The sequence below is a fragment of the Candidatus Acidiferrales bacterium genome (assembly GCA_035515795.1).
Taxonomy (GTDB): Bacteria; Bacteroidota; Ignavibacteria; order Kryptoniales; family JAKASW01; genus JAKASW01.
In genome coordinates this window covers 24,752-49,601 of the sequence record DATJAY010000020.1, presented here as the reverse complement: position 1 = coordinate 49,601, position 24,850 = coordinate 24,752, and the positions used below count along the sequence as shown (strand labels likewise).

Annotated in this window: 15 protein-coding genes; 5 read left to right on the top strand and 10 right to left on the bottom strand. The window is 47.6% G+C overall.

Going from position 1 to position 24,850, the window contains the following annotated elements:
- Nucleotides 1–96: 96 nt before the first annotated feature.
- Both VLX91_09110 and VLX91_09105 read left to right on the top strand, forming a co-directional pair.
- On the top strand, nt 97–1,506 hold the full coding sequence (locus VLX91_09110; GenBank protein HUI30364.1) for a M20/M25/M40 family metallo-hydrolase: 1,410 nt from the start codon (nt 97–99) through the stop codon (nt 1,504–1,506).
- A gap of 271 nt (nt 1,507–1,777) precedes the next feature.
- On the top strand, nt 1,778–2,221 hold the full coding sequence (locus VLX91_09105; GenBank protein HUI30363.1) for a VOC family protein: 444 nt from the start codon (nt 1,778–1,780) through the stop codon (nt 2,219–2,221).
- Between the two features lie 153 nt (nt 2,222–2,374).
- Here the strand turns inward: VLX91_09105 and VLX91_09100 are convergent, their stop codons facing one another.
- Nucleotides 2,375–4,405, bottom strand: coding sequence for an alpha-L-fucosidase (locus VLX91_09100; GenBank protein ID HUI30362.1), 2,031 nt, complete (start codon nt 4,403–4,405; stop codon nt 2,375–2,377).
- A 142-nt stretch (nt 4,406–4,547) separates the two neighbouring features.
- Here VLX91_09100 and VLX91_09095 point away from each other — a divergent pair, with 142 nt between their 5' ends.
- Nucleotides 4,548–4,901 (top strand): GIY-YIG nuclease family protein, encoded by a 354-nt coding sequence (locus tag VLX91_09095; protein ID HUI30361.1) that lies wholly within the window; start codon nt 4,548–4,550, stop codon nt 4,899–4,901.
- A gap of 117 nt (nt 4,902–5,018) precedes the next feature.
- Here the strand turns inward: VLX91_09095 and VLX91_09090 are convergent, their stop codons facing one another.
- The 5 genes from VLX91_09090 to VLX91_09070 all read right to left on the bottom strand — a co-directional run bounded on the left by VLX91_09090 (nt 5,019) and on the right by VLX91_09070 (nt 14,740).
- A complete protein-coding gene (locus tag VLX91_09090) occupies nt 5,019–7,703 on the bottom strand; it encodes a C1 family peptidase (GenBank protein ID HUI30360.1) in 2,685 nt (894 codons plus the stop codon).
- A 467-nt stretch (nt 7,704–8,170) separates the two neighbouring features.
- Nucleotides 8,171–10,780, bottom strand: coding sequence for a PAS domain S-box protein (locus tag VLX91_09085; GenBank protein HUI30359.1), 2,610 nt, complete (start codon nt 10,778–10,780; stop codon nt 8,171–8,173).
- A gap of 86 nt (nt 10,781–10,866) precedes the next feature.
- A complete protein-coding gene (locus VLX91_09080; GenBank protein ID HUI30358.1) occupies nt 10,867–12,345 on the bottom strand; it encodes an NEW3 domain-containing protein in 1,479 nt (492 codons plus the stop codon).
- 138 nt (nt 12,346–12,483) lie between these two features.
- Nucleotides 12,484–13,275, bottom strand: coding sequence for an ABC transporter ATP-binding protein (locus VLX91_09075; protein ID HUI30357.1), 792 nt, complete (start codon nt 13,273–13,275; stop codon nt 12,484–12,486).
- Nucleotides 13,265–14,740, bottom strand: a complete 1,476-nt coding sequence (locus tag VLX91_09070; protein ID HUI30356.1) for an ABC transporter permease subunit — start codon at nt 14,738–14,740, stop codon at nt 13,265–13,267. Before VLX91_09070 ends, VLX91_09075 begins: the two co-directional genes overlap by 11 nt.
- Nucleotides 14,741–15,125: 385 nt before the next feature.
- On the opposite strand from VLX91_09070, the gene VLX91_09065 reads away from it, so the two are divergent.
- Nucleotides 15,126–16,961: an ABC transporter ATP-binding protein gene (locus VLX91_09065; protein ID HUI30355.1), complete on the top strand. Its 1,836-nt coding sequence runs from the start codon at nt 15,126–15,128 to the stop codon at nt 16,959–16,961.
- A 309-nt stretch (nt 16,962–17,270) separates the two neighbouring features.
- Nucleotides 17,271–18,824 carry a PqqD family peptide modification chaperone gene (locus VLX91_09060; protein ID HUI30354.1) on the top strand — a complete coding sequence of 518 codons (1,554 nt, stop codon included), beginning with the start codon at nt 17,271–17,273 and terminating at the stop codon, nt 18,822–18,824.
- Between the two features lie 276 nt (nt 18,825–19,100).
- Here VLX91_09060 and VLX91_09055 read toward each other — a convergent pair whose 3' ends face one another.
- From VLX91_09055 to VLX91_09040, 4 genes are all read right to left on the bottom strand, one after another.
- Nucleotides 19,101–20,036 carry a sigma-54 dependent transcriptional regulator gene (locus VLX91_09055; GenBank protein HUI30353.1) on the bottom strand — a complete coding sequence of 312 codons (936 nt, stop codon included), beginning with the start codon at nt 20,034–20,036 and terminating at the stop codon, nt 19,101–19,103.
- A 484-nt stretch (nt 20,037–20,520) separates the two neighbouring features.
- Nucleotides 20,521–21,915 (bottom strand): sigma-54 dependent transcriptional regulator, encoded by a 1,395-nt coding sequence (locus VLX91_09050; protein HUI30352.1) that lies wholly within the window; start codon nt 21,913–21,915, stop codon nt 20,521–20,523.
- The gene (locus VLX91_09045; GenBank protein ID HUI30351.1) at nt 21,912–23,156 is read right to left on the bottom strand and encodes an ATP-binding protein; all 1,245 of its coding nucleotides are present in this window, start codon (nt 23,154–23,156) and stop codon (nt 21,912–21,914) included. The genes VLX91_09050 and VLX91_09045 overlap by 4 nt, the downstream gene beginning before the upstream one ends.
- 144 nt (nt 23,157–23,300) lie before the next feature.
- Entirely contained in the window at nt 23,301–24,845 is a 1,545-nt protein-coding gene (locus VLX91_09040) for a YifB family Mg chelatase-like AAA ATPase (GenBank protein ID HUI30350.1), read from the bottom strand.
- Nucleotides 24,846–24,850 lie beyond the last annotated feature (5 nt).

The window sequence follows — 24,850 nt, the reverse complement described above, 5'->3', positions numbered from 1 at the left end:
AATTTATTGCCGCAAAATGGCTTTGTTCGGCCGGCATCGTGGCTTTCGTTGTTTTTCGACAGGTTACTTCATATTTTTCTGCGGAGGAGATCAAAAATGAAACCCATTTACCTAATCAATATCTGCTTCTTTTCCACCTGTGCCATCATATTTGGTCAGACGGTTTCTCATAACCGTGACACCCGGCCAATTGAAATTGCGGAGAAAATTATCAAGACAATTTCTCCTGACTCCCTCAAATCATACGACAACACTCTCGCCGACTTCGGTACGAGACATACGATGTCCGACACGGTAAGCCTGACAAGAGGAATAGGAGTCGCGAGAAGATGGATAAAGTCAAAGTTTGAATCGTTCGCCCAACACGATGCGGACTTCAAAGTTTATGAGGATCGATTCGAACTCGACAGCGTTCCGCGGATATCAAGACCGACAACGCTCGTCAATGTCTACGGAATCCTGCAGGGCAAGGAAGGAATCAACGGAAGATACGTTGTCATCTCTGGACACTATGACTCAAGGTGCACCGACGGAATGGACGATACCTCTGATGCACCCGGCGCAGATGATGACGGTAGCGGATCATCTTTGGTCATCGAAGCGGCACGTGTATTTACATCGATGCATTTCAAGCCGGATGCGAATATTATTTTCATTTGCTTCGACGGCGAAGAACAGGGACTCTACGGCAGCGCACATTTTGCCGATGAAGCGAAGAAGAAAAACATGGACGTGATCGCCGACTTAAACAACGATATCGTCGGAGCTGTAAAAGGCGGCAACGGTACAATAGATAGAAACACGGTGAGAGTATTCTCGGAGTCATACGGTGAGATTACGATCGGAAAGAGGAAAATCGGAGCTGGGTTGATCGGTTACGAGGATGACAGCCCGTCGCGGGAGCTGGCAAGATATATCCAGACTGAAGCGAAGAAATTTACTCCGAAGTTTAAAGTCGATCTGATCTACAGACAGGATCGATTTCTCCGCGGCGGCGATCAGGAGTCGTTCAACAAGAACGGATATGCTGCTGTGCGGTTTACCGAGCCGAACGAGGACTACAACCACCAGCATCAGGATGTGCGTGTCGGGACGGATACCGTCAACGGAAAATTGGTCCGTGTCCAATACGGTGACCTGCCGAAGTTTGTCGACACCGTTTATTTGTCGAACGTTTGCAAAACAAATTCCTTGGTGGCTGCTCTCCTGTCAATTTCACCGCAGTCGCCGCAGCGTGCCGAGATGTTAGTTGACAAACTTGAGTACGGCACCCGACTGAAATGGGATAATGCCTCTCAGGAAAAAGGTGTTGCCGGCTGGAAAATCTATTACCGCAAAACCTGGGAGCCATTCTGGTCGGGGGATATCATGGTACACCCGTCCATAGATTCGACGGTTGAGTACAATCTAAAGACCCTGTCAAAAGATGAGTATATCTTCGGACTTTCGTCTGTCGGCACAAATGGAGTTGAGAGTGTTCCTGAGGCGCCATTACCCGGGAAGTGAAAACCGGCAAAATCAAGCAGAATTCCGATAAATTTCAACTATTTGGGAATCCTCCACCTGACAAAGCAATAATGGAAGAGACATGCCGCGGATGAATTACTTCCAAGAAATTTCTCGTGAGCCGAATATTTTATCCGTTTTTCGTCACAACCTACTTGACCTATACATCTTCATGACTTAAATTCGGAATGCATTATTTGTCATTTTCATGGAGAGTTGTTGTTGTTGTGGCTAACGATAAATAAACCAAACATTAACAAAAGGAGGAAAAATGGCAGCACCCGTTACGCATTTTGAGGTGAACGCGAAAGACGCTGCACGCGTTCGAGAATTTTTCTCCAGCCTCTTCGGCTGGAAAATTGAGATGGACCCAAGCATGAATTACGGAATGGTGAATACCGGAGTGAAGATGGGAATCAACGGCGGCATCGGCCAAGCAATGGGACCAGGCGCAAGTGTAACGTTTTATGTTCAGGTCGAGGATGTTCAGGCGCATATCGACAAGGCTGTCAGCCTCGGCGGAAGAGTAGTCGTGCCGCTCACTGATGCAGGGATGGTCACGTTTGCGCAGATCGCCGATCCCGAAGGAAATGTCATCGGTTTGGTAAAAGGGCCCCAGACTCCTCCACCAGAGCCGAAACCTAAGAAGGCTTCAGCGAAAAAGAGAAAGGCTGCAAAGCCCAAGAGAACCGCAAGAAGAGGCAAACGACGTTAATTTTTAATTGACTGATGTGCGACGGTTAAACTTTCGCACCGGATATCGGCTTCGGAGATCAACACCGAGACGAGAATCCAAATGGCGCCAAGGGAGAAGGCGCCATTTTTATTTCATAGCATTGTATAGCGCTGTACACCTCAATGTCGCGATTTATTTGCCAGTATAAATTTGCGAATCGGGTATTGACTGCTTCATGGCGCCAGTAACCGACCAGAAAACACCGAGACTGTCTGCGCCGCCGCGCTGGAAAAACTCCACGCGGATCGGATGATAACCCTCCTTCAGCGCAATGGTTCCTTCCTTCTCAATTACGCTGTGTTGATAATCATTATCCACAACCAGCCTGTCTCCGATAAATAATTTGCTTCCATCATCCGATGCCGTGCAAAAATCATAAATGCCGTCTGTCATGATTTTGAGGTATCCCGCATACACGACGCTGTAATTGATAAGATCTCTCTGCGGCGGCAGCAGGAAATTCACTAGTGTACCATCATGCGATGCCTTCAGTTTTCCAAAATCGGGAAGAGAATCCCATTCTCCTGTAAAGTACTCGTAATGAATTCCATTCTTCGCGCTGTCAACTCTTGCAGCGTCTTCCGGTTTCACTTTCGTAAACGCCGCTTGCGCAGTCTCGCTCACTGCTTCACTGTCACGAAAACACCTCGCACTGATAACGGTCGTCCCTGTTATCCTGATCGGATTCACCGCTACCGGCGATTTCATTGTCGGGCCGCTTCCGTCTAATGTGTAACGCACTTCAGTCTTTTCTCCGCTCGCATCAATGGTCACGTCGAGAGTGTCGATAAATATTTTTGTTTGCGCTTTGATCGAAGGCGGGTTGTAAATCTCTGCTTTTCCAATCCGAGCAGAACCCTTCGGATTGAAATCAAGGACCACCACGCTGCTGATTCCATCGGGAGCTTTCGGCGGAACTTCTATCAACAACGAGTCACCGCTTTTCTCTACATTCAACAGACTTCTCTCTTTGTCGGCGAGAAGGAAGGCTTGTCGTGGTTTATTATAAACTCCGTGAACGACAAGTTTCCCGTCGGCCGGCCAGTCGAAGACGTTCAAGAAAAGTTTACCGTGCTTCTGCGTGCAGCGTCCCCACGGAAGTTGAGCAGTGAAAGGACTGGCTGTCGTGCCGTAGATAGATTCGCCGTTGACTTTCAGCCAGCGTCCCATAGAGTCGAGACGGTCCACCTCAGGCTGCGGGATCACTCCTTTCGCCGTCGGTCCGACATTGAGAAGATAATTTCCGCCTTTACTTGCAATGTCTATGAGATTGTGAATCAGTTCTTCGGCGGACTTGAAATTGGAATCCGCGGCATTGAATCCCCAGCTGTTGTTGATCGTCATGCAAGTTTCCCAATCATGACCGGGCAAACCGTTCGCGGGAATCTGCTGCTCGGGAGTCTCATAATCGCCTGCTCCTCTGACTCGGTTGTTGACGATTATGTCGGGATCGAGCTTGTGCAGGTAATCATAAATCGCCCTGCCGTCTTCGTCGGTCCAGCCATCCATCCACTGTCCGTCGAACCACAAAATTGCAGGATGATATTGAGTGACAAGCTCTTTCAGCTCGGTCTTCATGTAACTGATGTAAGCTCCCTTTTCTCCCTCTTTGAAATGAGTCGGGTTGTAAACAGGATGCAGAGAGTCCGGCTTGTACGCTCCTTGAAACGGAGTATGCCAGTCCATGATCGAATAATAAACGGCAAATTTGATCCCATGCCGTCGGCAAGCGGCGCTGAGCGCCTTGAGCGGATCCTTGTGCCATGGTGTCGCATCGACGACATTGTAATGATTCGTTTTGGTTTTGAACATACAGAAGCCGTCATGGTGCTTCGACGTGATGACGATATACTTCATTCCTGCATCATGGGCGATCTCGGCCCAGCGATCTGCATCGAACTTCGTCGGATCAAATTGCAGCGCGTACTTCTCGTACTCTCCTCGCGGCACCTGTGCGGTCGTCATGTACCATTCTCCCTTTGCAGGCACAGCATAAATTCCCCAGTGGATGAACATACCGAACCTCGCATCACGCCACCATTGCAGCGGAGAGGATTGGGATGATCCCACAGACTGTGACTCTCGTCCGACTCCGGAAGGAAGAGCGGATGATGCACTCGTGAGGAGAACGGTTATTAGGAAAATGAACTTTTTACGGACCATTGCTATCTCCGAATTTGGGAAACAAAACTTAGATCATTATATAAGATTCGCTTTATATAAAAAATTATCTAAAGTCGCCGCTTAAAGCAAAGAGAATTCATTTTCAATTATTAAATTGTAGCCTGAAGAACTGGAGATGCGATTGACCGATAAGAAGGAACTAAAGAAGCAATATAAACAGACCGTGCAGCCGATGGGTGTTTATCAGATAAGAAATCTGATCAACGGAAAGATCTTTCTCGGCAGCGCGAAGAACCTGCAGGCGAAACTTAACAGCAATAAATTCCAGCTCGACCATGGTGCTCACATGAACTCGGAGCTGCAGAAGGACTACTCTGAATTGGGTGAAAAGAACTTTGCATTCGAAATTGTGGATTATCTCAAGCCGAAGGAAGAGGCGGGCTATGACTACACGGAAGATCTGACCGTCCTCGAAGAGATGTGGCTTGAGAAACTTCAGCCTTATGAAGAAAAGGGATATAATAGGAGGAAATAGCTTCCGTTAACCGGGAAACAAGTAGGACAAAAGAGGTCTGAGTTCCGAAATGAACTCAGACCCCAAATAAGACTGACCCGGCGAAGGTTTAGACCCTTCACAAGGTTCCCAATCGAATTACTTCATCAGCATCATCTTCTTTGTCGAAACATAATTACCAGATACTAGCCTGTAGAAATACACACCACTCGCCAGCCCGGAACCGTCGAGTGTAACCGAGTATCTTCCGACTTGCTGGAATTCGTTCACAAGCGTTTTCACTTCTCTGCCGAGGACATCAAAGATTTTCAACGTAACCTGTCCATCCTTAGGAATGGTATAGCTTATAACCGTCGTCGGGTTGAATGGATTCGGGTAATTATCAATAAGGGCAACGTCTCCGAGAACACCTTCCGCAACGCTTCCCTTAGACTTTACACCCGATGAGGCAGGAATGCTGTCAACCTCACCAAGGAAGAGTCTGGCCTGCCACGTAAGCATATCGTCTGGGTATTTAGACTTTAGCTCATCGAAGTAGCCTTTTCCTTTCACAGCGTCGTTGAGGAGGAAATTATGAATATACCCTAAATCGAAGAGAGCGTTCTTAGACGTTGTAGCATCGCTCGCAAACTGAGTCTTCAGCGTCGTGAGATTTTCTATCGCTTTCTTGTAGTCGTGTCCCGGGATCAGGAAAAGATTCTCTAGTTCTAATGTCGTAGCATATAGTCCGTCATCTTTAGACAACTGCGGCCGAACTTCCGTATTCAAGAAGTCTGAAAAATCTTTTTTCCCTTCTCCCCTATAGCATTCGGCTAATTGTCCTAACACATATCTCTTCATTGCAACATTGTCAGTTGACTTCAGCTTTGTCGTATAGAACTTGATGGCATCTTCATATTTGCCATCCCCAATCATCTTTTCTGCATCGAGTACTTCCTGGTCGAATGAATAGCCTCCATCGGAGGTGGAAGCCGTCGTCTTCGGATTGCTCGACCTGCTTTGTGAAGACCGCGGGTCAGGATTTACGCTTGGGGCGGTACTGCTCAGAGGTCCCGTCCAGGGGGACGGGCTACCCGGTTGGTAGAAAATCAAAGCCCCATTGGTTGCCGAAAAGTTTGACGGATTTGGCGGATACTGGCCCCAGTAATCGGCTTGAGCAATTACCTGCGCTGAATTCGTAGCTACAACCGCCATGTATCCGGGATTCCAAGGGTAAACGTCGGTATAGTAAGAATAGACGTTGTAGGAGCCATCAGCATAAATTGCGGTGCGGTTACCAATCATCCTGTCGTAGGGGCCGATTGTCGGGTGACTGTTGGCAATCACATAAAGGCCGTTGACACAGTTATCAATCTCACTGTTAGAAATCTGAGGGGCTGAGCCAACGCAGAAGATTCCCATATTGTTGTAGAATATATAATTTGTAAGATTATTGGGTCCTGAATTATCAATCTGCGGGGATGAATAATACAAAGCCATTGCCTGACCCTGCTGGGAGTAATTATAGAAACTATTCCCTGCAATATGCGCACTCGGCGTACCTACGTTGCTGAGCCAGATTCCCATGCCGGAGTTGTAATCAATATGGCAATTCGTTATGGGAGGCATGACGTTATTGCATCTGATTCCTATCCCGTTGTACCGTATTGTGCAACTGCTTATCGAGGACAGACCACCGTTGCAAGTCACTCCTGTACCCGCATGTTGAATGGTGCAATTATTGAGCGACCCGCTGGAACCGCTGTTGTAGGTTATGCCCATCCAGCTTGAAGACCCACTCTGATCAAATGTGGCGCTACTTGCGTTGAGCGTGCCGTTGACCGCGAGATAGGTGCCAGCTTGAAAGACTATCTTTGCACCTGAAGGGACGGTCAGCGTTTGTCCGGCATTGACCGTTTGGCTAGTAAGGACATAAGCCAGCTCATTACTTACAAAAGAAAAATTGACGGCATTCTGCAATGATTGGAAATTGGAAATCATCTTCGCGAGACAGCCACTTGATGTTACTGAAGCAGTTACGTTTCCCTCCGCATCAATTCCGCACTGACCATATGCGATCCTAAAGTATCCGTTAACACCTGCTTTATCAATCTGACCTGGCTCACGTTCGCCCCAGTTCCCTCCCCAGCTATTTTTGCAAATCCAGCACGAGTTAGCGTCATCGTAGCTTACTATTACGACAGCGTGCCCACCCAGATCATTCCCAAATGTATGTTGGTAAACACCTCCCGTGTAATAATAAGCGAAGTCTTCGTAAACTTCCATTCCCGCGAGGACAGGACTGGTTTGGAGCGCAGACTTTATAGCAGAAATGGAGACCGAGTTTACAGAGTAAGACGAGACCGTGTAGTATCCATGATCAAAATTTGGAAATTGATTCAGACCTTGTTTACTCCTTACTTTGGAACTGTAAATGTAAGACAAGCCACATGGCAACCATGATGTTCCACCACAATTTCCGCAACTTGCATTATTCGTTATATCCATTTGATCGAGATGAATTCCAACGTTTGATCCATAATAGTTATGCAACAAACCGACCGTCACGGCTGCTGCAGCGTATGCCCAGCAATTCTCGCATTCCTGGTTCCATACGGAGTCCATCATACCTATCCAATTTGGTACACTGAGAGTATTGAACAATTTGCCGCTCTTCATTCCGGCAGCTTTATACTGCTGGTACAAACTATCCTCTACTTGCAGCATTTCCTGCAACATAGAAGTATCTCTTTGGAGTCCGCAGCGTCCTGCCATTTCTTCTTTGGTCAAGTAGGAATTCGACGTAATACCTGGAGTCCATTGGTACCCTTTCTCTTTGATCATTTGATTAATCGCCTTGATTCTGCTCTGAGCGAATGCTCTTGCGGAGTCAGATATGCTTCTCTCTTGTGAAAAGGAAAACCGAGGGAAGAATATTGCAGCGATACACAAAACATATAATAATCTTTTCACTGCAGTTTCCTTTCAATCCTTTGTTGTTGAATTTGTCTGTAATTCTTTTTAGAATGCGCGTTGATAAACAATATTGTCGCGTCGTATTTTCTTAATACGACTGCGCGATTCTGAGAACATGCTTGTTTATCAATTTTTCTGGGCGGTAGTGGTGCAATCACTATCGCCTGTTTTTTCTTTTGCATTCTCCTCCTTTCGTCAAGTTTTCGATTCGCTCCCTTTCTCCTGGAAATCGCTCCTGCAGTTCAATTCTGTTCATGTCAGCCTCTTCGATTCCGATTTCATACTACAGCCTCCCAACAAACCTCCGCGCCCCCTGGACCAGGAAGCCCTCTTACTCAGATTGTGCGGAGGACTTCCTGGAGCTTTTTAGCAAGAGCCTGCGGAGTGAATGGCTTCTGGATGAATGCTATCCTTTTTCCTGCCGCGTCCTGCGGCGCTATCACGTCTGCGCTGTATCCGGACATGAAGAGCGTCCTTATCCCCGGCTTCATGTCTCTAATTCTGCGACTCAGCTCGCCGCCGTTCATGCCCGGCATGACGACATCGGCGAGGAGCAAATCAATGTCTCCTGAAAACTCTCTGCACACCGACAAGGCTTCTCTGGGATTCAATGCGGTCAATACTTTGTATCCGTATTGCTCCAAGCCTCTCTTCGCAAGCTCCAACAGATCGGGCCTGTCCTCCACGACGAGAACGGTTGCGTCCCCTCTCGGCGATTCGCTCGGAGATTGCTCTTTTGCCTTCTCCGGTTCTCCATTGGAGCGGGGAAAATAAATATCGAATTTTGTTCCGATGCCCGGCTCGCTTTGTACCTCGACATGGCTGCTGTTCTGTTTGACTATCGTGTGGACCATTGCAAGCCCCAGCCCTTTCCCCTCGGACTTCGTCGTAAAGAACGGCTCGAATATCCTTTTCAAAGTGTCCCTATCGATCCCTTTCCCCGTGTCTGAGAACGAGACCCTCACGTACTCGCCCGGCAAAAATTCGGGATGTTCTCGAACAAATGCTTCATCCACAAACATGTTCGACGTTTCGATGGTTATCGTCCCCACGTCCGCGATTGCATCCCTAGCGTTCGTTGCAAGGTTCACGAGTATCTGGTCGAGTTGAGTGGGATCTATTCTTATGTTCCATAGATTGTTTTCTAAATGGAGAGCCAGCTCACGATTCTCGCCGATGATCTGCTGCAACATTTCTTTGATGGACTCGATCGACGTGTTGATGCTGATAATCTTAGGGGATATCACATCCTTTCGCGCAAAGGAAAGGAGCTGCTTTGTCAGAGCGGATCCCCTCTTCGCCGCCGCAATAATAGCATCGAGCTGACGTCTTATAGACTCTTCATCGCGAAGCTTGCTCTTAATGAGCTCACCATAGCCGAGGATCACGCCCAGGACGTTGTTGTAGTCATGGGCGACACCGCCGGCAAGCCTTCCAACCATATCCAGCTTCTGTGCCTGAGTGAGTTCATCTTCGAGATATTTTCTCTCGCTGACGTCTTCCTTTGTCGCAACAAAGTGAGTAATTTTTCCTTCATCGTTTAAGACTGGCGTTATGGTCATGCCCTCATCGTAAATCGTACCATCGTTGCGCCGATTGACAAGCTGTCCGCGCCATGTCTTTCCGGACAGGATGGTGTCCCACATGTCTTTGTAGAATTCCTTATCCTGCTTCCCTGATTTTACAAGCTTACCTATCTCCGCGCCCCCAGCCTGAGATGGAGAGTAACCTGTGAGTTTTTCAAAAGCAGGATTTACCCATTCTACTTTTCCTCTCTGATCGGTAATCACGATTGCGTTGTCGATTGCGCTGAGGGCAGTGTTTTGAAGACTCAGAGTTTCCTCGATCTTCCTTCGTTCACCAATATCCTGAATGGTCGACTGAATCGAAGGCCTGCCGAAATATGTTATGGGATTACTCGTTATTTGAACCAGCGTCATCGAACCATCGACCCGGACGAACCCGATCTCCGATATTTGGACTTTTTGCTCGCCGACCGATATGTTGCTAATATGATCCATCATGACTGACTGGAAGTCCGAATGGACGAATTCCATCATCGATCTTCCCTGGAGCTGGCCAAAGGAACGCGCGCCGGCCAATTTCAGTGCCGCAGCATTCATGTAAACCAATTTCAAATCAGTGTGAACGACAACGGCAACCGGTAATTGATCGACGATTGCATTGACCTCCAAAGGTGTCTTAGCTTCGTGATCCGAGATTTGTCGGCACATCCCTTCGCGATAAATGATTTCACCTTCCGGATCCTGGACGTACCTGGAAAAGTCGTTGATGTATATTTCGGTCCCATCTTTTTTTCTGAGTTGACATATTTCCGGTTTAGAGCGGAAGCCGCGATCCATCACCTGCAAATCCAGCTTGGCGGGATTAAAATAAAGCCCTTCAGGGATATCAATGGCCAGCAACTCTTCACGGCTGTAACACAACATTCTTGCAAACGCCGGATTTACTTCTACAAATCTATTCTGCGTGCATCTATAGTAACCGATGGGCATAGCTTCGATAAGGTCGCGGTTCGCCTCTTCATTTAGATCGTCCTCCACACGTTTCTGATCGGCGAGATCGTGTATTATCGTGAACACCGCGCTGTGTCCGTCGTAATCCAGTACACGCGAAGTGGTTTCCACCGCAATCATCTCACCACTTTTCAATCGATGCTGTTGGATATTGGGATATACAATACCCGGCCGCAGGTCTGTGTTAATGCGCTCCATTTCCTTTGACAGCCGAATATCGTCAATTGTTTTTTCCAAGAATTCTTCACGGGAATATCCATATTTGTTCATTGCGGCCCGATTCACTCCTATGATCCTGAGAGAATCAATATCCTGTATCCACATTGGCAACGGGTGGTCTTCAAAAAAGGCTCCATGGATACCGTTATCACCAAGTGCGTTATGCTGATTGTTAGTTAAATATGACATCATGACCTCCGAAATTTCCATCTCATGCCCACAGGTTTGCAATTGTCAAACATGCTATCGGGACGAACGCCATTCCAAATCACTCCTCATCTTCTGCTCATTCGTATTCCGAATGTGACAACGCCTACCAGAATCCCAAGGATCAACATAAGAGGCATTGCGGTTTCCAAAACGTTTCCGCTTGGGCTGACATGAATCCGGATGCTTTTGTTTTCCCCGTCAATCTGCTTGTTGCCTGCAAATCCAATGGTCTTCATAGTCGCTTCGTAATCTCCTATCGCCAACCTCGCAGGTGGGATAAGTGTTACTGACACAGTCTGATCTTTTCCCGGCGAGAGGGATTCAATCAAATCTGGGGAGATCGTCGCCATCCATTCGGCAGGGAGATCTGTCCGGGTTCTTACGTTGTCAAGGGTTCGCGTGCCATCATTATGCACCGTCAAAGTCATGTTTACTCTGTCACCGGGTTTTATTTCCTGATAATAGTTGGTCGTTCGGACAGAGATTTTTCCGGTCCCGCGCGGAACAATTTCTAATCGAGCGTAACTTATATGGAGCTTATCGAGATCTGACGCGGCATACATTCTTGTCTGATCAAAATCCTCTGCCCCCGGGCCCTCCGGGATTGCGACCGCGAAGAAATCAATCGGCTTATCAACTGTAAATGAAGTGCTGTCATATCTATCGGGTAAATATGCGGCAAGGGAGACCTGTCGTGTGCTTGCGTCCTGGCAAAATTTTACCTGTGAGACCCTGGCATTTCTCCCTCCTCCAGCCTGCGTGTCAAAGAAATCGCAGCTGATTTGCCTGGGCAGATTCACTACTCCAAGTCTGTACGCATAGCTTCGATCGGAAAACAAAGCGAGGGTCAATCCAAATGTTGCATCGGATCCAAGGTCCACCTCCTGAGAAAACTGATCGAGAGTGATGAGGACGCGGTTCGCACTTTCATCCATTTGAAGAAGTATCTTTCGTTCCTCAGACTTATCGCCTCGAACTTCCTTTACGGTGACATAGTCCAGATCCTGCAGCAGCACGAAGTCGACTGTAACCGGCTCGTTATACTTCATCACAGGGATCTTCGCTTCATATGGCTGACTGACGACAGCGTGTTCGTCATTCAGCAGAGAAACATAGACGTTAGCGATCCGGTCGGTGCGAAGATTATCCATACCCTCAAACGTGCTGTCATTGCCCGACACAATGCCACCGGTGGTATTCCTGAGAGTAAGTTTTACCCAAGTTTTACCATTCCGGGACTGGTGCTTGACGGCTTTGTCAATCGTTATGTGCGGCTGTTCGAACGCGACAGAAAGGACTGCCTGTTGATAAGTAACCTGTGCTGTCTTAAACGCCGCCTCCGATTGCTCAAACTCCTGCTTGGAAATTAGTCCCTTGTCAAAAAGAATCCTCTGGCGGTCGTAGGTCTCTTTCTGAAGTCTGTAATCACTCTGTACTTTTTCCAGGTACAGAGATTTAAATCTCTCATCGTTAGGATTGTATAACATCTGGGACAACCCTGACCGCAGAAGTACAAGAAATAAAATAATGATGGCCCTATACATCTGACTCCACTCTCCATTTCTTTGAAAGTCTCGGGTTAATGGCTTCATCCTCAAATCTGTGGCACCCAGATTCTGGCATCGGAATCAAGACGCATGATCCCGACCATGAAAAGGATGACTTATGGACTGAACGGTATTTCAATCGACCCCCATATATCTGAGGTACGATTTTTCGAGATCTTCTCTATCTATATCTTCCTTCGTTTTCTCAGTGATAAGAACGCCCTCTTTCATTATTCCTACGACGTCAGCTATCTCCTTTGCCCTGAAAATGTCATGCGTTGACATTAGTATCGCCCTGCCTTCGTTTCTCAATTTGAACAGCTGCTCGACGAAATCGGCTGCGGCTTTAGGATCGAGGCCCGATGTTGGTTCGTCGAGGATTAATGCCGCCGCTTGTTTTAGAATTGCTATCGCGATCCCTAGCTTCTGGCGCATCCCTTTGGAAAATGTCTTGACACGCTTTTCAAACGATGATTCTGGAAGCCCGACCTGCCTCATCACCATGTGGTAATCCTCCTTCTTCAATTCATCCCTTCCCGTGAGTCTCGCAAAAAAATCAAGATTCTGCCGGGCACTGAAGTTGCCATACAGCATCACATTTTCCGGGATGTAGGCGGCATACTTTTTCGTTTTAAGAGGCTCTCTGGCACAATCGTAGCCGTTTATCCTCGCGCTTCCGCTCGTAGGCTCGATGAAATTGAAGAAGAGGTTGATCACTGTTGTTTTCCCCGCTCCGTTGGCACCAAGGAGGCAGTAGATTTGCCCCGGTTTGATATCTATGTTCAAGTGGTCGAGAGCAAGGAGGCCATCTTCATATCGCTTGGTCAGGTCAACTGCCTGAATCATGGATCGATCACGTAATTCCTCGAATCGGGAATCAATCTGCCCCTTGGTCGCTTCATCAATTATTTTTTCCTTATCGTACATCATATTTCAAAAACCTTTTGTAGGCTACGGCCAGCGGAACAATCAGCCAGAGGGTGAGGGACGTGAGACTTCCCATGTTGTTTCTGAAAATTTCTGAGAGACCGGCCCGCGGCACAGAAAAACTCGGCAGAGATTTCATATCCTGGACATTCCCGATTGACATGAAAGCAGCTGTGCGTCCGCTCGGGAACGTGAGGGTCGTACGCTCAACAAGATCAAACAATTCCCGATCTAGTGTGTTCTGATATGTTTTAACTGCTTCGACGTATTTCTCCTTGTCAGAGATTCCAGTGCTGCATAAGTCCGTCATTATATAGTCAAAAGCGGCGCTCGGGGAAATCAATGAAATCCCTGTTTCAATGCGTTGCTGGATAGCTTTCTCTCGTTCATAATCCTGATCGATGAAACGAATATCTTCAGTCTCTTTTTTTTCATAGGTCTGTACAATTTCATCCTTGAATGATCTCCATTGAAGCTCTCTAGCCGACGGTTCATTGCCGGAAGCAGAAGCCGTGTCCACTCCGAAAATCTCCTGATATTGTTTTCCCAATACCTTGGACTTCTCATTTTCAAGGGTGTTCATGGCGAGTGATTTCTCAACAGATACAACCGTCTCGGTCTTAATGGGATAGGCGAGTGCTACCACTATGTTGCTGACCTTAGGAACAATCAATTGCAGAAATGTCCACACTACGACAATCGCAATCAGAGAAGTGCGGGTTCTGGCTGTACAGGAAGAGATCATTATCCCAATTAAAAAGTAAATAAGAATAAATCCTGACGAGGCCGCGAAGATCAACAAGACCCTTACCAGAATTTCTTTATCATAAAGTGGAAAAGGGGTGAAGCTTAAGACCAGAATCCCTGCCACAAGTGCAAGAGCAAAGGGGAACCAGATGGCCGCATAGCCCCCAATGAGCTTGCCGAACAAGACCGTATCACGCGGAACGCTGTTTGATAACACGCTTCGCAGTGTTCCCAATTCTTTTTCGCCTGACACGACATCTGCACCGAATATCAGAACTATAAGGCTCACGACCAGTTGAACCATGAAGGCAAAATTCAACTCTCCTAATTCGGATGGGATCGATCCTTTGCCCGAGGGAACTGCTCCCTTCTCGTACCCGCCTGGCTTGAACGTATAGGATTGTGGTAGAGAGCCTTCTAGTCCTTGAGCAAAGACAGCGAGTGGTGATGGCTCTAGAAAACCTTTTAGAGGAACAGTCCCGGACATGAGATCCCACTTCTGAGAAGAAGACAAGGCTTTGTTTTCCAATCGTTTCTGTTCGTCATACTCACCCAGCCGCTTGGAGTAGCTCACCTCGTTAACATAAAGCCCGATCGGGATGAGAGTGGCGCTGATAATCAGGAAGAAAAGGAAACGATAGCTGTAAATACTTTCGAAGATTTCCCTGATGACGATTGTCAACAGCATGGGATTTAGACCTTGTTTACGTTTAGCCAATAAGATTTCTATGACAGTATGTATTGGACAATCCCCATGCCATTCTTAACAATGAGTTTCCGTGCATTTCTTAAAGACACGAAACCACAATGGGAAAGGAGATTCCCACCTGTATGGGAACGCAATTGCCCAAATCTTATTGGACATGCACAAACAATCTGTGTGCAAGTAAGCATCCGCATCGCTATCAGTTGTCGCGGCTGCACAACCCCAGTGCACAGAAGGATTGCAAATCACTCCTCGATTCCGCAAAAACATGATATTCTATGAGACTTTAATAAGGCACGCCGATTGCGAATATACCAAAGAATACGTTTAGCCATGGGGGACGAGGTCCCTAGAACGTCCCCCTCTTTTCGATCAAAAGATTGCGAGGTTTGCAGATATGCACACTATTGCGGTAGCAAAGGGTCTGTTCCCCTTTGCAAAGCCGCACCTGAAAAAATATGTAGTTGCAGGCATGCTGACAATGATCAGCGCATCTGCAGATCTGGCTGCTCCATTAGTCCTCTTGATCCTCATCGACAATATCATACCGCGAAAGGATCCGATACTTCTTGCAAAGTTTGGGCTAGCATTTATCGGTTTGTACTTCATGCGGTCTTTCGTCGATTTTGTCAAGGGAAAACTACTGATTACCTTCCGCGAAGATGTAGTCCGGTGCATGCAAAGGAAATTATACGAGAACGTTCAAGATCTTCCGGTATCGATATTTGACGAAAGGGGGACCGGTTACCTTGCAGGCCGGATACTTGCGGACACGACAGCCGCGGGCACACTTGTCGGCGAGACAATCATAAGTGCACTAATAAATTTGCTCGTCGCCGCGGGAACAATTTCGATAGTATCCATCATGAACTGGAAGTTAACTCTGATAGCTATCTCTGTTGTGCCGGCTTTTGCATTCGGGGTCAATTGGTTCAACAAATATGTGAGAGACGTCTCTCGCAAAGTTCAGGAAGAGCGATCACGAGTGTGTGGAGACATTCAGGAAAGTTTCGCGGGCATCCGGCTCATCAAAGCGTTCGGCTTGCAGAAGTTTCGGGCTGATAAAGTTCAAAGAAGCATCGACGAAAACCGCAACCTGAACATAAAGTTGGGCATACTTACAGCGCTGAGTGCGACAACCGTTCTGTTGTGTACAACGTTTGCCGGTGTCCTTATCCTTTGGTTTGGCAGCTACCAAGTAATCACAGGGACACTCACTCTTGGTCAGCTGATGGCATTCTCGGCGTATACGGTGAATATTTTTGGACCGATAAGAAACCTTATGGGAACAAACATGAGCGTTCAAACCTCTCTCGCGTCGGCCGAAAGAATTCTTGAGTTGATGAACAATAATGATTCACCGGAACAAGGGCACTTTGAAATACCAGGTGTGAAACTTCGTGGCGATGTCGAATTCAGAAACGTCTCGTTCGCTTACGAACCCAATCATTCGGTGCTGCGGGACGTTAATCTCGATGTGCAGGCCGGTAACATGGTTGCCTTAGTCGGAGAGAGCGGTGCGGGGAAAAGCACTCTTCTCAATTTGCTTGCTCGTTTCTATGACTCTTATGATGGTGAGATACTAATCGACGGGCAAGACATAAGGCGAATAAAAAGAGAAAGCCTCTTATCCCAATTCGGCATCGTCCTCCAGGATACATTCCTATTCAGCACGACCATTTTCGAAAACATAAGATATGGAGATCTGACCGCAACTGAAGCGGAAATAGTTGAAGCTGCCAAGGGAGCTAACGCACACGAATTCATAGTCGGATTTCCGAACGGATACCAAACTCAGGTTGGAGAGAGAGGGATGAAGTTGTCGGGGGGAGAAAAACAGAGAATTGCAATTGCAAGAGCCATTTTAAAAAATCCGAGGATACTGATCCTCGATGAGGCAACGTCCTCACTAGATTCAAAATCTGAAAATTTGGTCAAAGAAGCCCTCGCAAATTTGATGAGGGGTCGCACGACATTTATAATTGCTCATAGGTTTTCGACCGTCTTATCGGCCGACAAGATCATCGTTCTTGACGGAGGCAAGGTCGCGGCTATCGGGTCACATCAGGAGCTGTACCTGGGCAACCGAACATATCGACGGCTCTACGATGAACAGCTTTTTGCCGGCAAAGAAGAAAGAAGTCTATCGGGTCTCCCTGACGGAGTACGCATTTCCAAGATGACGGTGAACCAGAGCAACAATGGACAAAAAATGATTACGATTGAAATATAGTTACATGCAAACACTTTTGTCTCAACTCACTCAAACAAACTACAAAAACCGAAGGAGGTAAAAACATCATGTTCAACCCACTGGGATTCGCGAGTCTTTCATCGTTAGAGGCGCAAGCAGCATTACAACCAGATAGCTGTAGTTGTTTTTGCTCTTACCCCGTTACGATAGCCATAAATTTCGAACCCCCTAAATGAAAACAATGGCTTAAAAAAATCAAATTGCATTTGGATCATAGACGGGGCATTACCGACGTTCAGGTGCCCCGTCGATCCAACTAGTCAAGAATAAAAAGGACGGAATTTCTCAATGGAAATTGGCACACCGGATAAAGTAGATCCCGGGAGCAAAACTATTGCAAAAGGAAGGTCCTTGGCCGAATCTGATCTCATCAAGGCGAAACTCCTCCTTCCACCCAAACTGGTTCATCTCGCAAATGAAGAAGGTTGGCACCTCTTTTTCGATCCAGATAACCATGTCTGGATCCGCCTAAACGACTCCGGGAAGCAAATAATTGAAACACTGGAAACATCTCCCGACCTCGATGAGGCAATCAACCGCCTATGCGCGCATTACAGGCAAAGTGCCGACAGCATCAGAGAGAAGGTCGCCGACTTCATTCGGAGCATGATCGATGCTGGAATCATCCATCTCGATGCCTATGTAACCCGCGAGTTTGTTGATTCACCGGAGGGTGGACACCCAGTTAACGTATACTTTTCAAACACCGAGCGCTGCAATCTCTCATGCGTTTACTGCTACAATGCGGAGAACAGAAAACGTTTTGGAAAATTCAGGGAAGAAATGACAACGGCCGAAACGGTTCAGGCGCTGGAAAAGCTTTGGGATTTTGGTGCGTCAGCGGTTGCCTTTTGCGGCGGCGAACCTATGATGCGGCCGGACTTGTTTGATGTGGCCCGTTACGCCAAGAACAGGGGATTCCGTATCGCGCTGGTGACAAATGGTACACGTATAACAGAAAACCTGGCTCCTGCTGTTGCAGAATTATTCGACCTGGTGTGGGTGAGCCTGGACAGCCATATAAAAGAAGAGCATGAAGCACTGAGGGGTAAAGGATCGTTTGACCGGACCATGCGTGCCGTCAGATTGCTGGCGAATTACAATCCGAAGCGGCTCGTGATAAATTCGGTCGTCTGCAACGTCAATGTCAAGAGTATGCCCGAAACTCATAGGTTGCTCGTTGAGGAAATCGGTGTCGGCCAGCATAGAATGGGTGCTTTTCTTCCGTCAAAAGAAGTCGTCAGGGACAAAAACAATAATCCTATCAACCCTGTCATATTCGACGATGAATACAATAAATTTCTCGTCGCTGCCAGCCTCAGGCTCGAACTGAGCGGTGACGAATTCCCTCCTCTTGCTGTCGATGAGCACAACGGACTCATCGTCAAGCACGCTCCGAGGAAAAATCAGTGCGGTGCTGCAAACGGGGATATCCACATGGTGTCGAACGGCGACATATACCCGTGTACCATGATGTACAAAAAAGAGTTTAGGGCAGGGAACATTCTTGAAGAGGATATAAGAAAGATATATCGAGAGTCGGCAGTGATGAAGAAATGCCGGGAGACAACGGTCGATTCAATCAAGCAATGCGGCAAATGTTTTGTCAAATACGTATGTGCAGGCGGTTGCCGCGGGGCTGCCTACAACATGTATGGAGACATCAAGGCCTATCATAAAGACATGTGCCCTCTCTTGAAAAAATCTGCCATAGACAGCCTCTGGGCAGATACGCAGATTCCATTTAATAAAATGGAACAGGCTGCAAAAGCTTATGAGGAAAAACGAAAAGACATCAAAAAAGAAAACGATTACACCTTGTCTGATGCTCGCACAATTTAAAAAAATCAGTAGAAAGGATTATTGTAACAAAATGACAATCGAAATACCGAATCCAGAAGAGAAAAGAATGGTTTCTCAGGGAGAAACAATACTTCACAATGGTTCATTTTGCCTGACATTCAATAGAGCGTTCTTATCTTCCATTCATAGGAAAATGAATCGCACTTTCTTCCCACGTGAATCAAACAACGAAGATTATTTCTTGACCGGCACCCGACGAGTGCCGGGAGTTGGCAAAGGATGAGGTCCCCTGACGCTTTCTTAAAAATTCCGCGTCTATTGAAAAACCGGATGGCCGTTCCTGTATCGCAACAGATCAATATTGAATCTTTTAATTTTGTTGTAAACGGTGTTCCTATGTACTCCTAACAGCCGGGAAACACTGTTCACATTTCCTCTAGCTTTTCTCAATGCTTCCTCAAACGCTCCTCGCTCTATCGCGGCGCTGCGTTCGATATCATCCTCCAGGAACTGAATGTCGTCGGCCCTGATAACTTCTTTACCATCGCTGTTTAGGATGGAGCGAATGATACAATACTCTAACTCACGCACGTTTCCAGGCCATTCATAATGGGTGAGTTTCATAAGTGCTTCGCGGTTTAGAATTTTCCTGGCAGGCGAATATTTACGCAGGAAGCTACCAGCCAAAGTTTCGATATCGTCTTTACGCGCACGAAGAGGTGGAATAGCTATGACGGAGACCGCCAGACGATAATACAGATCCTTTCGGAATTTCCGCTCTCTCACCAGCGTCTGAAGGTTCATATTACACGCAGCTATCACCCGTGCGTCCACCTGAATCTCCTTCTCGCCGCCAATTCGCATGATGTATTTGTCTTCCAGCACACGGAGGAGTTTAACCTGCAATGTCAGGGGAAGTTCCGAGATCTCATCAAGCAAAATAGTGCCATGGTTTGCCTGCTCGAAGTATCCCCTGTGCGGTGAGAACGCATTCGTAAAGGCACCCCGCTCGAAGCCGAAAAGCTCGGCTTCAAAAAGGGTCTCAGGAATTGCACCACAGTTTACCGCGACAAACGGTTCCGCAGCACGAGCGCTGTGCTGATGAATATAACGCGACACAACCTCTTTCCCTACTCCGCTCTCGCCGGTTATGAGAACTGAAAATTCATTACGCGCGACCCTTTCAGCCTGCGACATTATTACTGTCATCTCCTGGCTGCCGAATACTACTTCCTTAGGCTCTCTTTCCATTTGATTAATCCATAATAATTTTTTGAATTTTGAATTCTAGTTCACTTTCAGGGATGATCGAACACCAACACCGTCTTGCTCTCCATTAACTTCGGTGCCTTCCCGGTTCTGTCCAGTAAGTTTGCACGAAACTGGTATCCGAATCATTCGTTCATACATTCACTGCGAACTTTAGCATATCTGAGTTTGGTTTGGGATTTGAAACGGTGGTTCCCAAAAACCTAACGCTCATTCCAGAAGCCAACCTGTTATTGGTGCAAGCGGAGTGCCACACTTTTTGCAGTCAGAACATCGAAATCCGGAGATCATCATCATCACGTGGGAAATGTAATGCCCATATACGTGGGTAAGAAGATTCCCACCGGGACATAAATGATGGCCAAATATTAGGAACATACTCTCCTCTCCACCAGACATCATTGATGGTAACAATTCATTTGGACCTCTGGATCAGAGTTATAACGGCTCTCCATCTCCGCCGTTATTAGTTTTCGGACTTTTCCTCGATGCAGTATTGTCTCATCTTGTTGAAAAGGGTCCTACGGTCCAGCTTCAGTTTTTTCGCAGCTTCCGTTCTGCTCCATTTACTCTCCTCAAGAGCCTTGATAATGATTTCTCTCTCCGTGTACTCGACAAGAGATTTGATATAGCTCTCAAGACTTTCCTCGCCATCATATTGTTTAGAGTTTGAAGAACTCTGTCTTGCTAGAAACATCAAATCGGCTGCTTCAATCCGACGGCCGCTCATGCTGAGCATGGCGCGCTGGATAGCGTTTTCGAGCTCCCGAACATTACCGCCCCAGTCATGCGACATCAGAACCTGAATTGCGTCCGATGATATTTCGCATTCCCCCCGATTGACGGTCTGTTTGTGCTTCTCTATGAAGTGAGCCGCATAGAGGGGGATATCTTCTTTGTGCTCACGCAAAGAAGGAATTCTAAGTCTCAGGACATTCAACCTGTAATATAAATCCTCGCGGAATCTACCTGCCTTCAACAGATCCTCAAGATTTCTATTGGTTGCCGCAATCACCCGCACGTCAACCTTTACGGCGTTTCCACCCCCAACGCGGGCGAATTCCTTCTCCTGCAGAAACCGAAGCAACTTCGTCTGCGCATCCATCGCGAGTTCACTAATCTCGTCGAGAAAAATCGTCCCTGTGTCCGCCTCCTCGAACTTCCCTATCCTCTGCTCCCGGGCGTCTGTGAAGGCACCTTTCTCGTGCCCGAAGAACTCGCTCTCAATTATGCTCATCGGTATTGAGCCGCAATCCACGATTACCATCGGGCCATTTTTTCTAGCACTTTCATAGTGGATCGCATGTGCGGCCAACTCTTTGCCGGTTCCGCTTTCTCCCTCTATCAATATGACGGCATCGGTTTCCGCAATGCGTTTGATTTCTTCCCGCACCTTCTGCATCATGAGACTATTGCCGACAATCGAGTCGAGTCCATGCCGCTTGCTGAGTTCCTTCCTGAGTTCCGTAATTTCTGCGGCAAGTTGATAATGCTCCAAAGCGCGCTTGACAACCAGAAGCATCTGCTCATTGTCGAATGGTTTCGTCAAGTAGTCATAGACACCATGCTTGGTCGCCCGTACTGCCGATTGGATTGTGCCGTGAGCCGTCAGGATTATGGGGACGATATGGCTGTCGATTTGCATCATCTGCGAGATAGTCTCCAGACCGTTCATGCGGGGCATCTGGAGATCGACTATCGCTACATGAGGCATGAAATCGGCCATTTTGTTTAGAGCCTCGGTGCCATCGTTCGCAGTCGCAACTTCATAGTTTTCATCTTTCAATATTGCGGCCAATATGTTGCGGATGCGTTCTTCATCGTCCACGATGAGAACTCTTTTATCGATTGGATTATTCATTGATGGTCCGTCAAATTTCTGGGAAGATTAATCGTCACATTGGTCCCTCTATCTTCTCCTTGCCGGGTGCTCCTGATCTCGATTTCGCCGCCATGCCTGCTGACTATTCCGTATGAAATAGACAGGCCGATCCCCGTGCCATTTTCTTTCGTCGTGTAGAACGGGTCAAAGACTCTCGACAACACTGAAGCCGGTATGCCTGGCCCCGTGTCGGAAAACAAGATCGTCACGAAATCGGTACGATTTGAAGCAACCGCCGTGGTTACAGTGATCTTCCCGTCCCTCTCGATGGCCTGTACACTGTTAAGAAAAATATTCAGAAACACTTGCTTCAACTGTTCACCATCTCCGCGTATACATGGATCGCTCAGACGATACTCCTTGATTATTTCAATATTATGATTCTTCAATTCAGAATCCAACAGGGAAAGTGTCTGTTCCAATACGGCATGCAAATCTATCGAATCAACATGTATCTCTGATGTCCTGCTGAATGAAAGCAACCCCTGGATTATTTTGTCGATCCGGTCCACTTCTCCAATGATTCCATCTACCAGAGTTTGCTTATCGATCGATAGATCTTTCCTGATGTACTGAACGGTGCTTCTGATGGCGGCAAGAGGGTTCCGTATTTCGTGGGCTGCTCCGGCAGCGAGTTCGCCGACTGTCACGAGCTTGTCCGCATGAAACAGTCTCTTCAGTTTATCCTCCTGAAACTGATATATCATGGCATACTCGATCGCCAGGGCGCTTTGCGATACCAGACTTGACATCAGCCCCTCTTCTTCCGGCGAGTACCTCCTTCTGCTGTAATCCTTTCCCACAAACAGAGCTCCTGTCAAACGATTTATAACGATCAGCGGAAGGATAATCTGAATCGACGCATCAAGCAGAAGTTGTCTTTCCACCTTATCCAAAAATCCAACGACTTGATCCTGGCGTGCCACATTAAGGGAACACCGGTTTATATTCAGCCACTTGATAAGGTTATCCTTCTGAGAAAAATTGAATCTTGGCAGCAGTCCGTTGCCGTCGCCTTTTGCCTTCCTACCGACATAGCGACTGGTAACCGGCTCCAACAGAACCAAATAAACCGAATCAGCAGCAAACATCTCTGTGAACTTCGAGGTGAAATTGCCGAGGAGTTGATCAATATCCGGGATAAGCGTGATCGACCTCAGAAATTCCTCGGGAGTGAGCAGCGGTGGGGCTTCCCTTTTACTCCTCTGCCGGAGTCTCATAACTCTCCGTAAACCTTCCGAGATTCGCAAAATGGTCACCTATCGGATTTTTCTAAAGTTAATCTTCGACTCTGAGAATCACAAAGGGATAATCTCATGAAGGTTGCTCTCCCGACGTCTTCTGCCTCAATCAGATATTTATGTTCATGAATCCAAATACAGCTGCCTATCCAGGCTCCTATATTGTATCGCCTCTCCGATGTGCTCCGTCAAAATATCTTTGCATTCCGCGAGGTCGGCAATCGTTCTGGCGACTTTCAAGATTCTATCATATGCTCGCGCGCTCAATCCGAGTTTCGTGATCGCCTGCTTCAGCAAATCTTCCCCCGCTTTGTCTACCTGACAGAATTCTCTTATCTCTTTGCTCTGCATATCGGCATTTTTGAAGAGTCCTTTCCGGCCGGTAAATCTGCCGCGTTGTGTCTCGCGTGCCTTCTTGACCCGTGCTCTGACAGCACAAGACTGTTCACCCATCCGCTTACTCGATAGTTCAGAGTATTTCACAGCGGGCACTTCGACGTGTATATCAATTCTGTCAAGAAGCGGACCGCTTATCTTAGACATATAGCGTTGTATCGTGGTTGCAGTGCAGGAACAGCTTGCATTCGGATTGCCGAAATTTCCACACGGGCAAGGGTTCATCGCGGCAAGGAGCATAAATTTCGATGGATAATCCAGAGACAGTTTCGTGCGGCTTATGGTGACGTGCCCATCCTCGAGCGGCTGCCGGAGGACTTCAAGCACGCTTCTTTCAAATTCAGGGAGCTCGTCGAGAAAAAGTACGCCATGGTGTGCGAGAGAAATTTCTCCCGGCTTGGGGATGGTTCCGCCGCCAACGAGCGCACTGTCCGAAATCGTATGATGCGGCGACCGAAAAGGCCGCGTAGCTATCAGGCCGGCTTCAATCGGAAGAAGCCCCGCAACGGAATGTATCTTCGTCGTCTCAAGCGCTTCCTCGAATGTCATATCGGGCAGGATTGTCGGGAGGCGCTTCGCGAGCATGGTCTTCCCGCTTCCCGGCGGACCGATCATTACTACATTATGTCCGCCTGCCGCCGCTACTTCGAGCGCGCGCTTCACATTTTCCTGGCCCTTCACATCGGCAAAGTCGATCGGGTACAACTGAGTCTGTCCGAATATTTCTTCCTTGTTGACATGAAAAGGTTCAAGAAGTTTGTATTCGCCATTCAGGAGTTGGACGGCTTCCGCAAGATTTTCGACGGGGTACACATCTACTCCTTCAACCATAGCAGCTTCTTTCGCATTTCCCTTTGGAAGGATAATCGATGGTATTCCTCTGTCCCTTGCCTCAACGGCAATCGGCAAAACGCCGTGCACGGGCCTGACCGTGCCATCAAGAGCAAGTTCCCCGATAATGATAAAGTTCCCGAGATGCGATGCATCCATTCCTCCAGATGCAGAAAGTATTCCAACTGCAATAGCAAGATCGAACGCGCTCCCCTCCTTCTTGACGTCTGCCGGAGCAAGGTTGACAATTATACGATGATACGGGAATTTTAGATCGGAATTCTTGATGGCCGTTTGTACCCTTTCGCGGCTTTCCTTGACTGCGTTATCCGGCAGACCGACCATCGACCAGTTGAACAGGCCGCCGCCGATGTTGGTTTCGATCTCGACGATGAAAGCGTTCACGCCGTAAGTCGCGGCGCTCGCGAGTTTGGAAAGCATGACGC

What these genes read in the sequence shown, in the direction of transcription:
- VLX91_09110 (HUI30364.1), top strand. Translation starts at nt 97, where the DNA reads ATGAAACCCATTTACCTAATCAATATCTGCTTCTTTTCCACCTGTGCC.
- VLX91_09105 (HUI30363.1), top strand. Translation starts at nt 1,778, where the DNA reads ATGGCAGCACCCGTTACGCATTTTGAGGTGAACGCGAAAGACGCTGCA.
- VLX91_09100 (HUI30362.1), bottom strand. Translation starts at nt 4,405, where the DNA reads ATGGTCCGTAAAAAGTTCATTTTCCTAATAACCGTTCTCCTCACGAGT.
- VLX91_09090 (HUI30360.1), bottom strand. Translation starts at nt 7,703, where the DNA reads ATGATCAAAGAGAAAGGGTACCAATGGACTCCAGGTATTACGTCGAAT.
- VLX91_09085 (HUI30359.1), bottom strand. Translation starts at nt 10,780, where the DNA reads ATGTCATATTTAACTAACAATCAGCATAACGCACTTGGTGATAACGGT.
- VLX91_09080 (HUI30358.1), bottom strand. Translation starts at nt 12,345, where the DNA reads ATGTATAGGGCCATCATTATTTTATTTCTTGTACTTCTGCGGTCAGGG.
- VLX91_09075 (HUI30357.1), bottom strand. Translation starts at nt 13,275, where the DNA reads ATGTACGATAAGGAAAAAATAATTGATGAAGCGACCAAGGGGCAGATT.
- VLX91_09065 (HUI30355.1), top strand. Translation starts at nt 15,126, where the DNA reads ATGCACACTATTGCGGTAGCAAAGGGTCTGTTCCCCTTTGCAAAGCCG.
- VLX91_09060 (HUI30354.1), top strand. Translation starts at nt 17,271, where the DNA reads ATGGAAATTGGCACACCGGATAAAGTAGATCCCGGGAGCAAAACTATT.
- VLX91_09055 (HUI30353.1), bottom strand. Translation starts at nt 20,036, where the DNA reads ATGGAAAGAGAGCCTAAGGAAGTAGTATTCGGCAGCCAGGAGATGACA.
- VLX91_09050 (HUI30352.1), bottom strand. Translation starts at nt 21,915, where the DNA reads ATGAATAATCCAATCGATAAAAGAGTTCTCATCGTGGACGATGAAGAA.
- VLX91_09045 (HUI30351.1), bottom strand. Translation starts at nt 23,156, where the DNA reads ATGAGACTCCGGCAGAGGAGTAAAAGGGAAGCCCCACCGCTGCTCACT.
- VLX91_09040 (HUI30350.1), bottom strand. Translation starts at nt 24,845, where the DNA reads ATGCTTTCCAAACTCGCGAGCGCCGCGACTTACGGCGTGAACGCTTTC.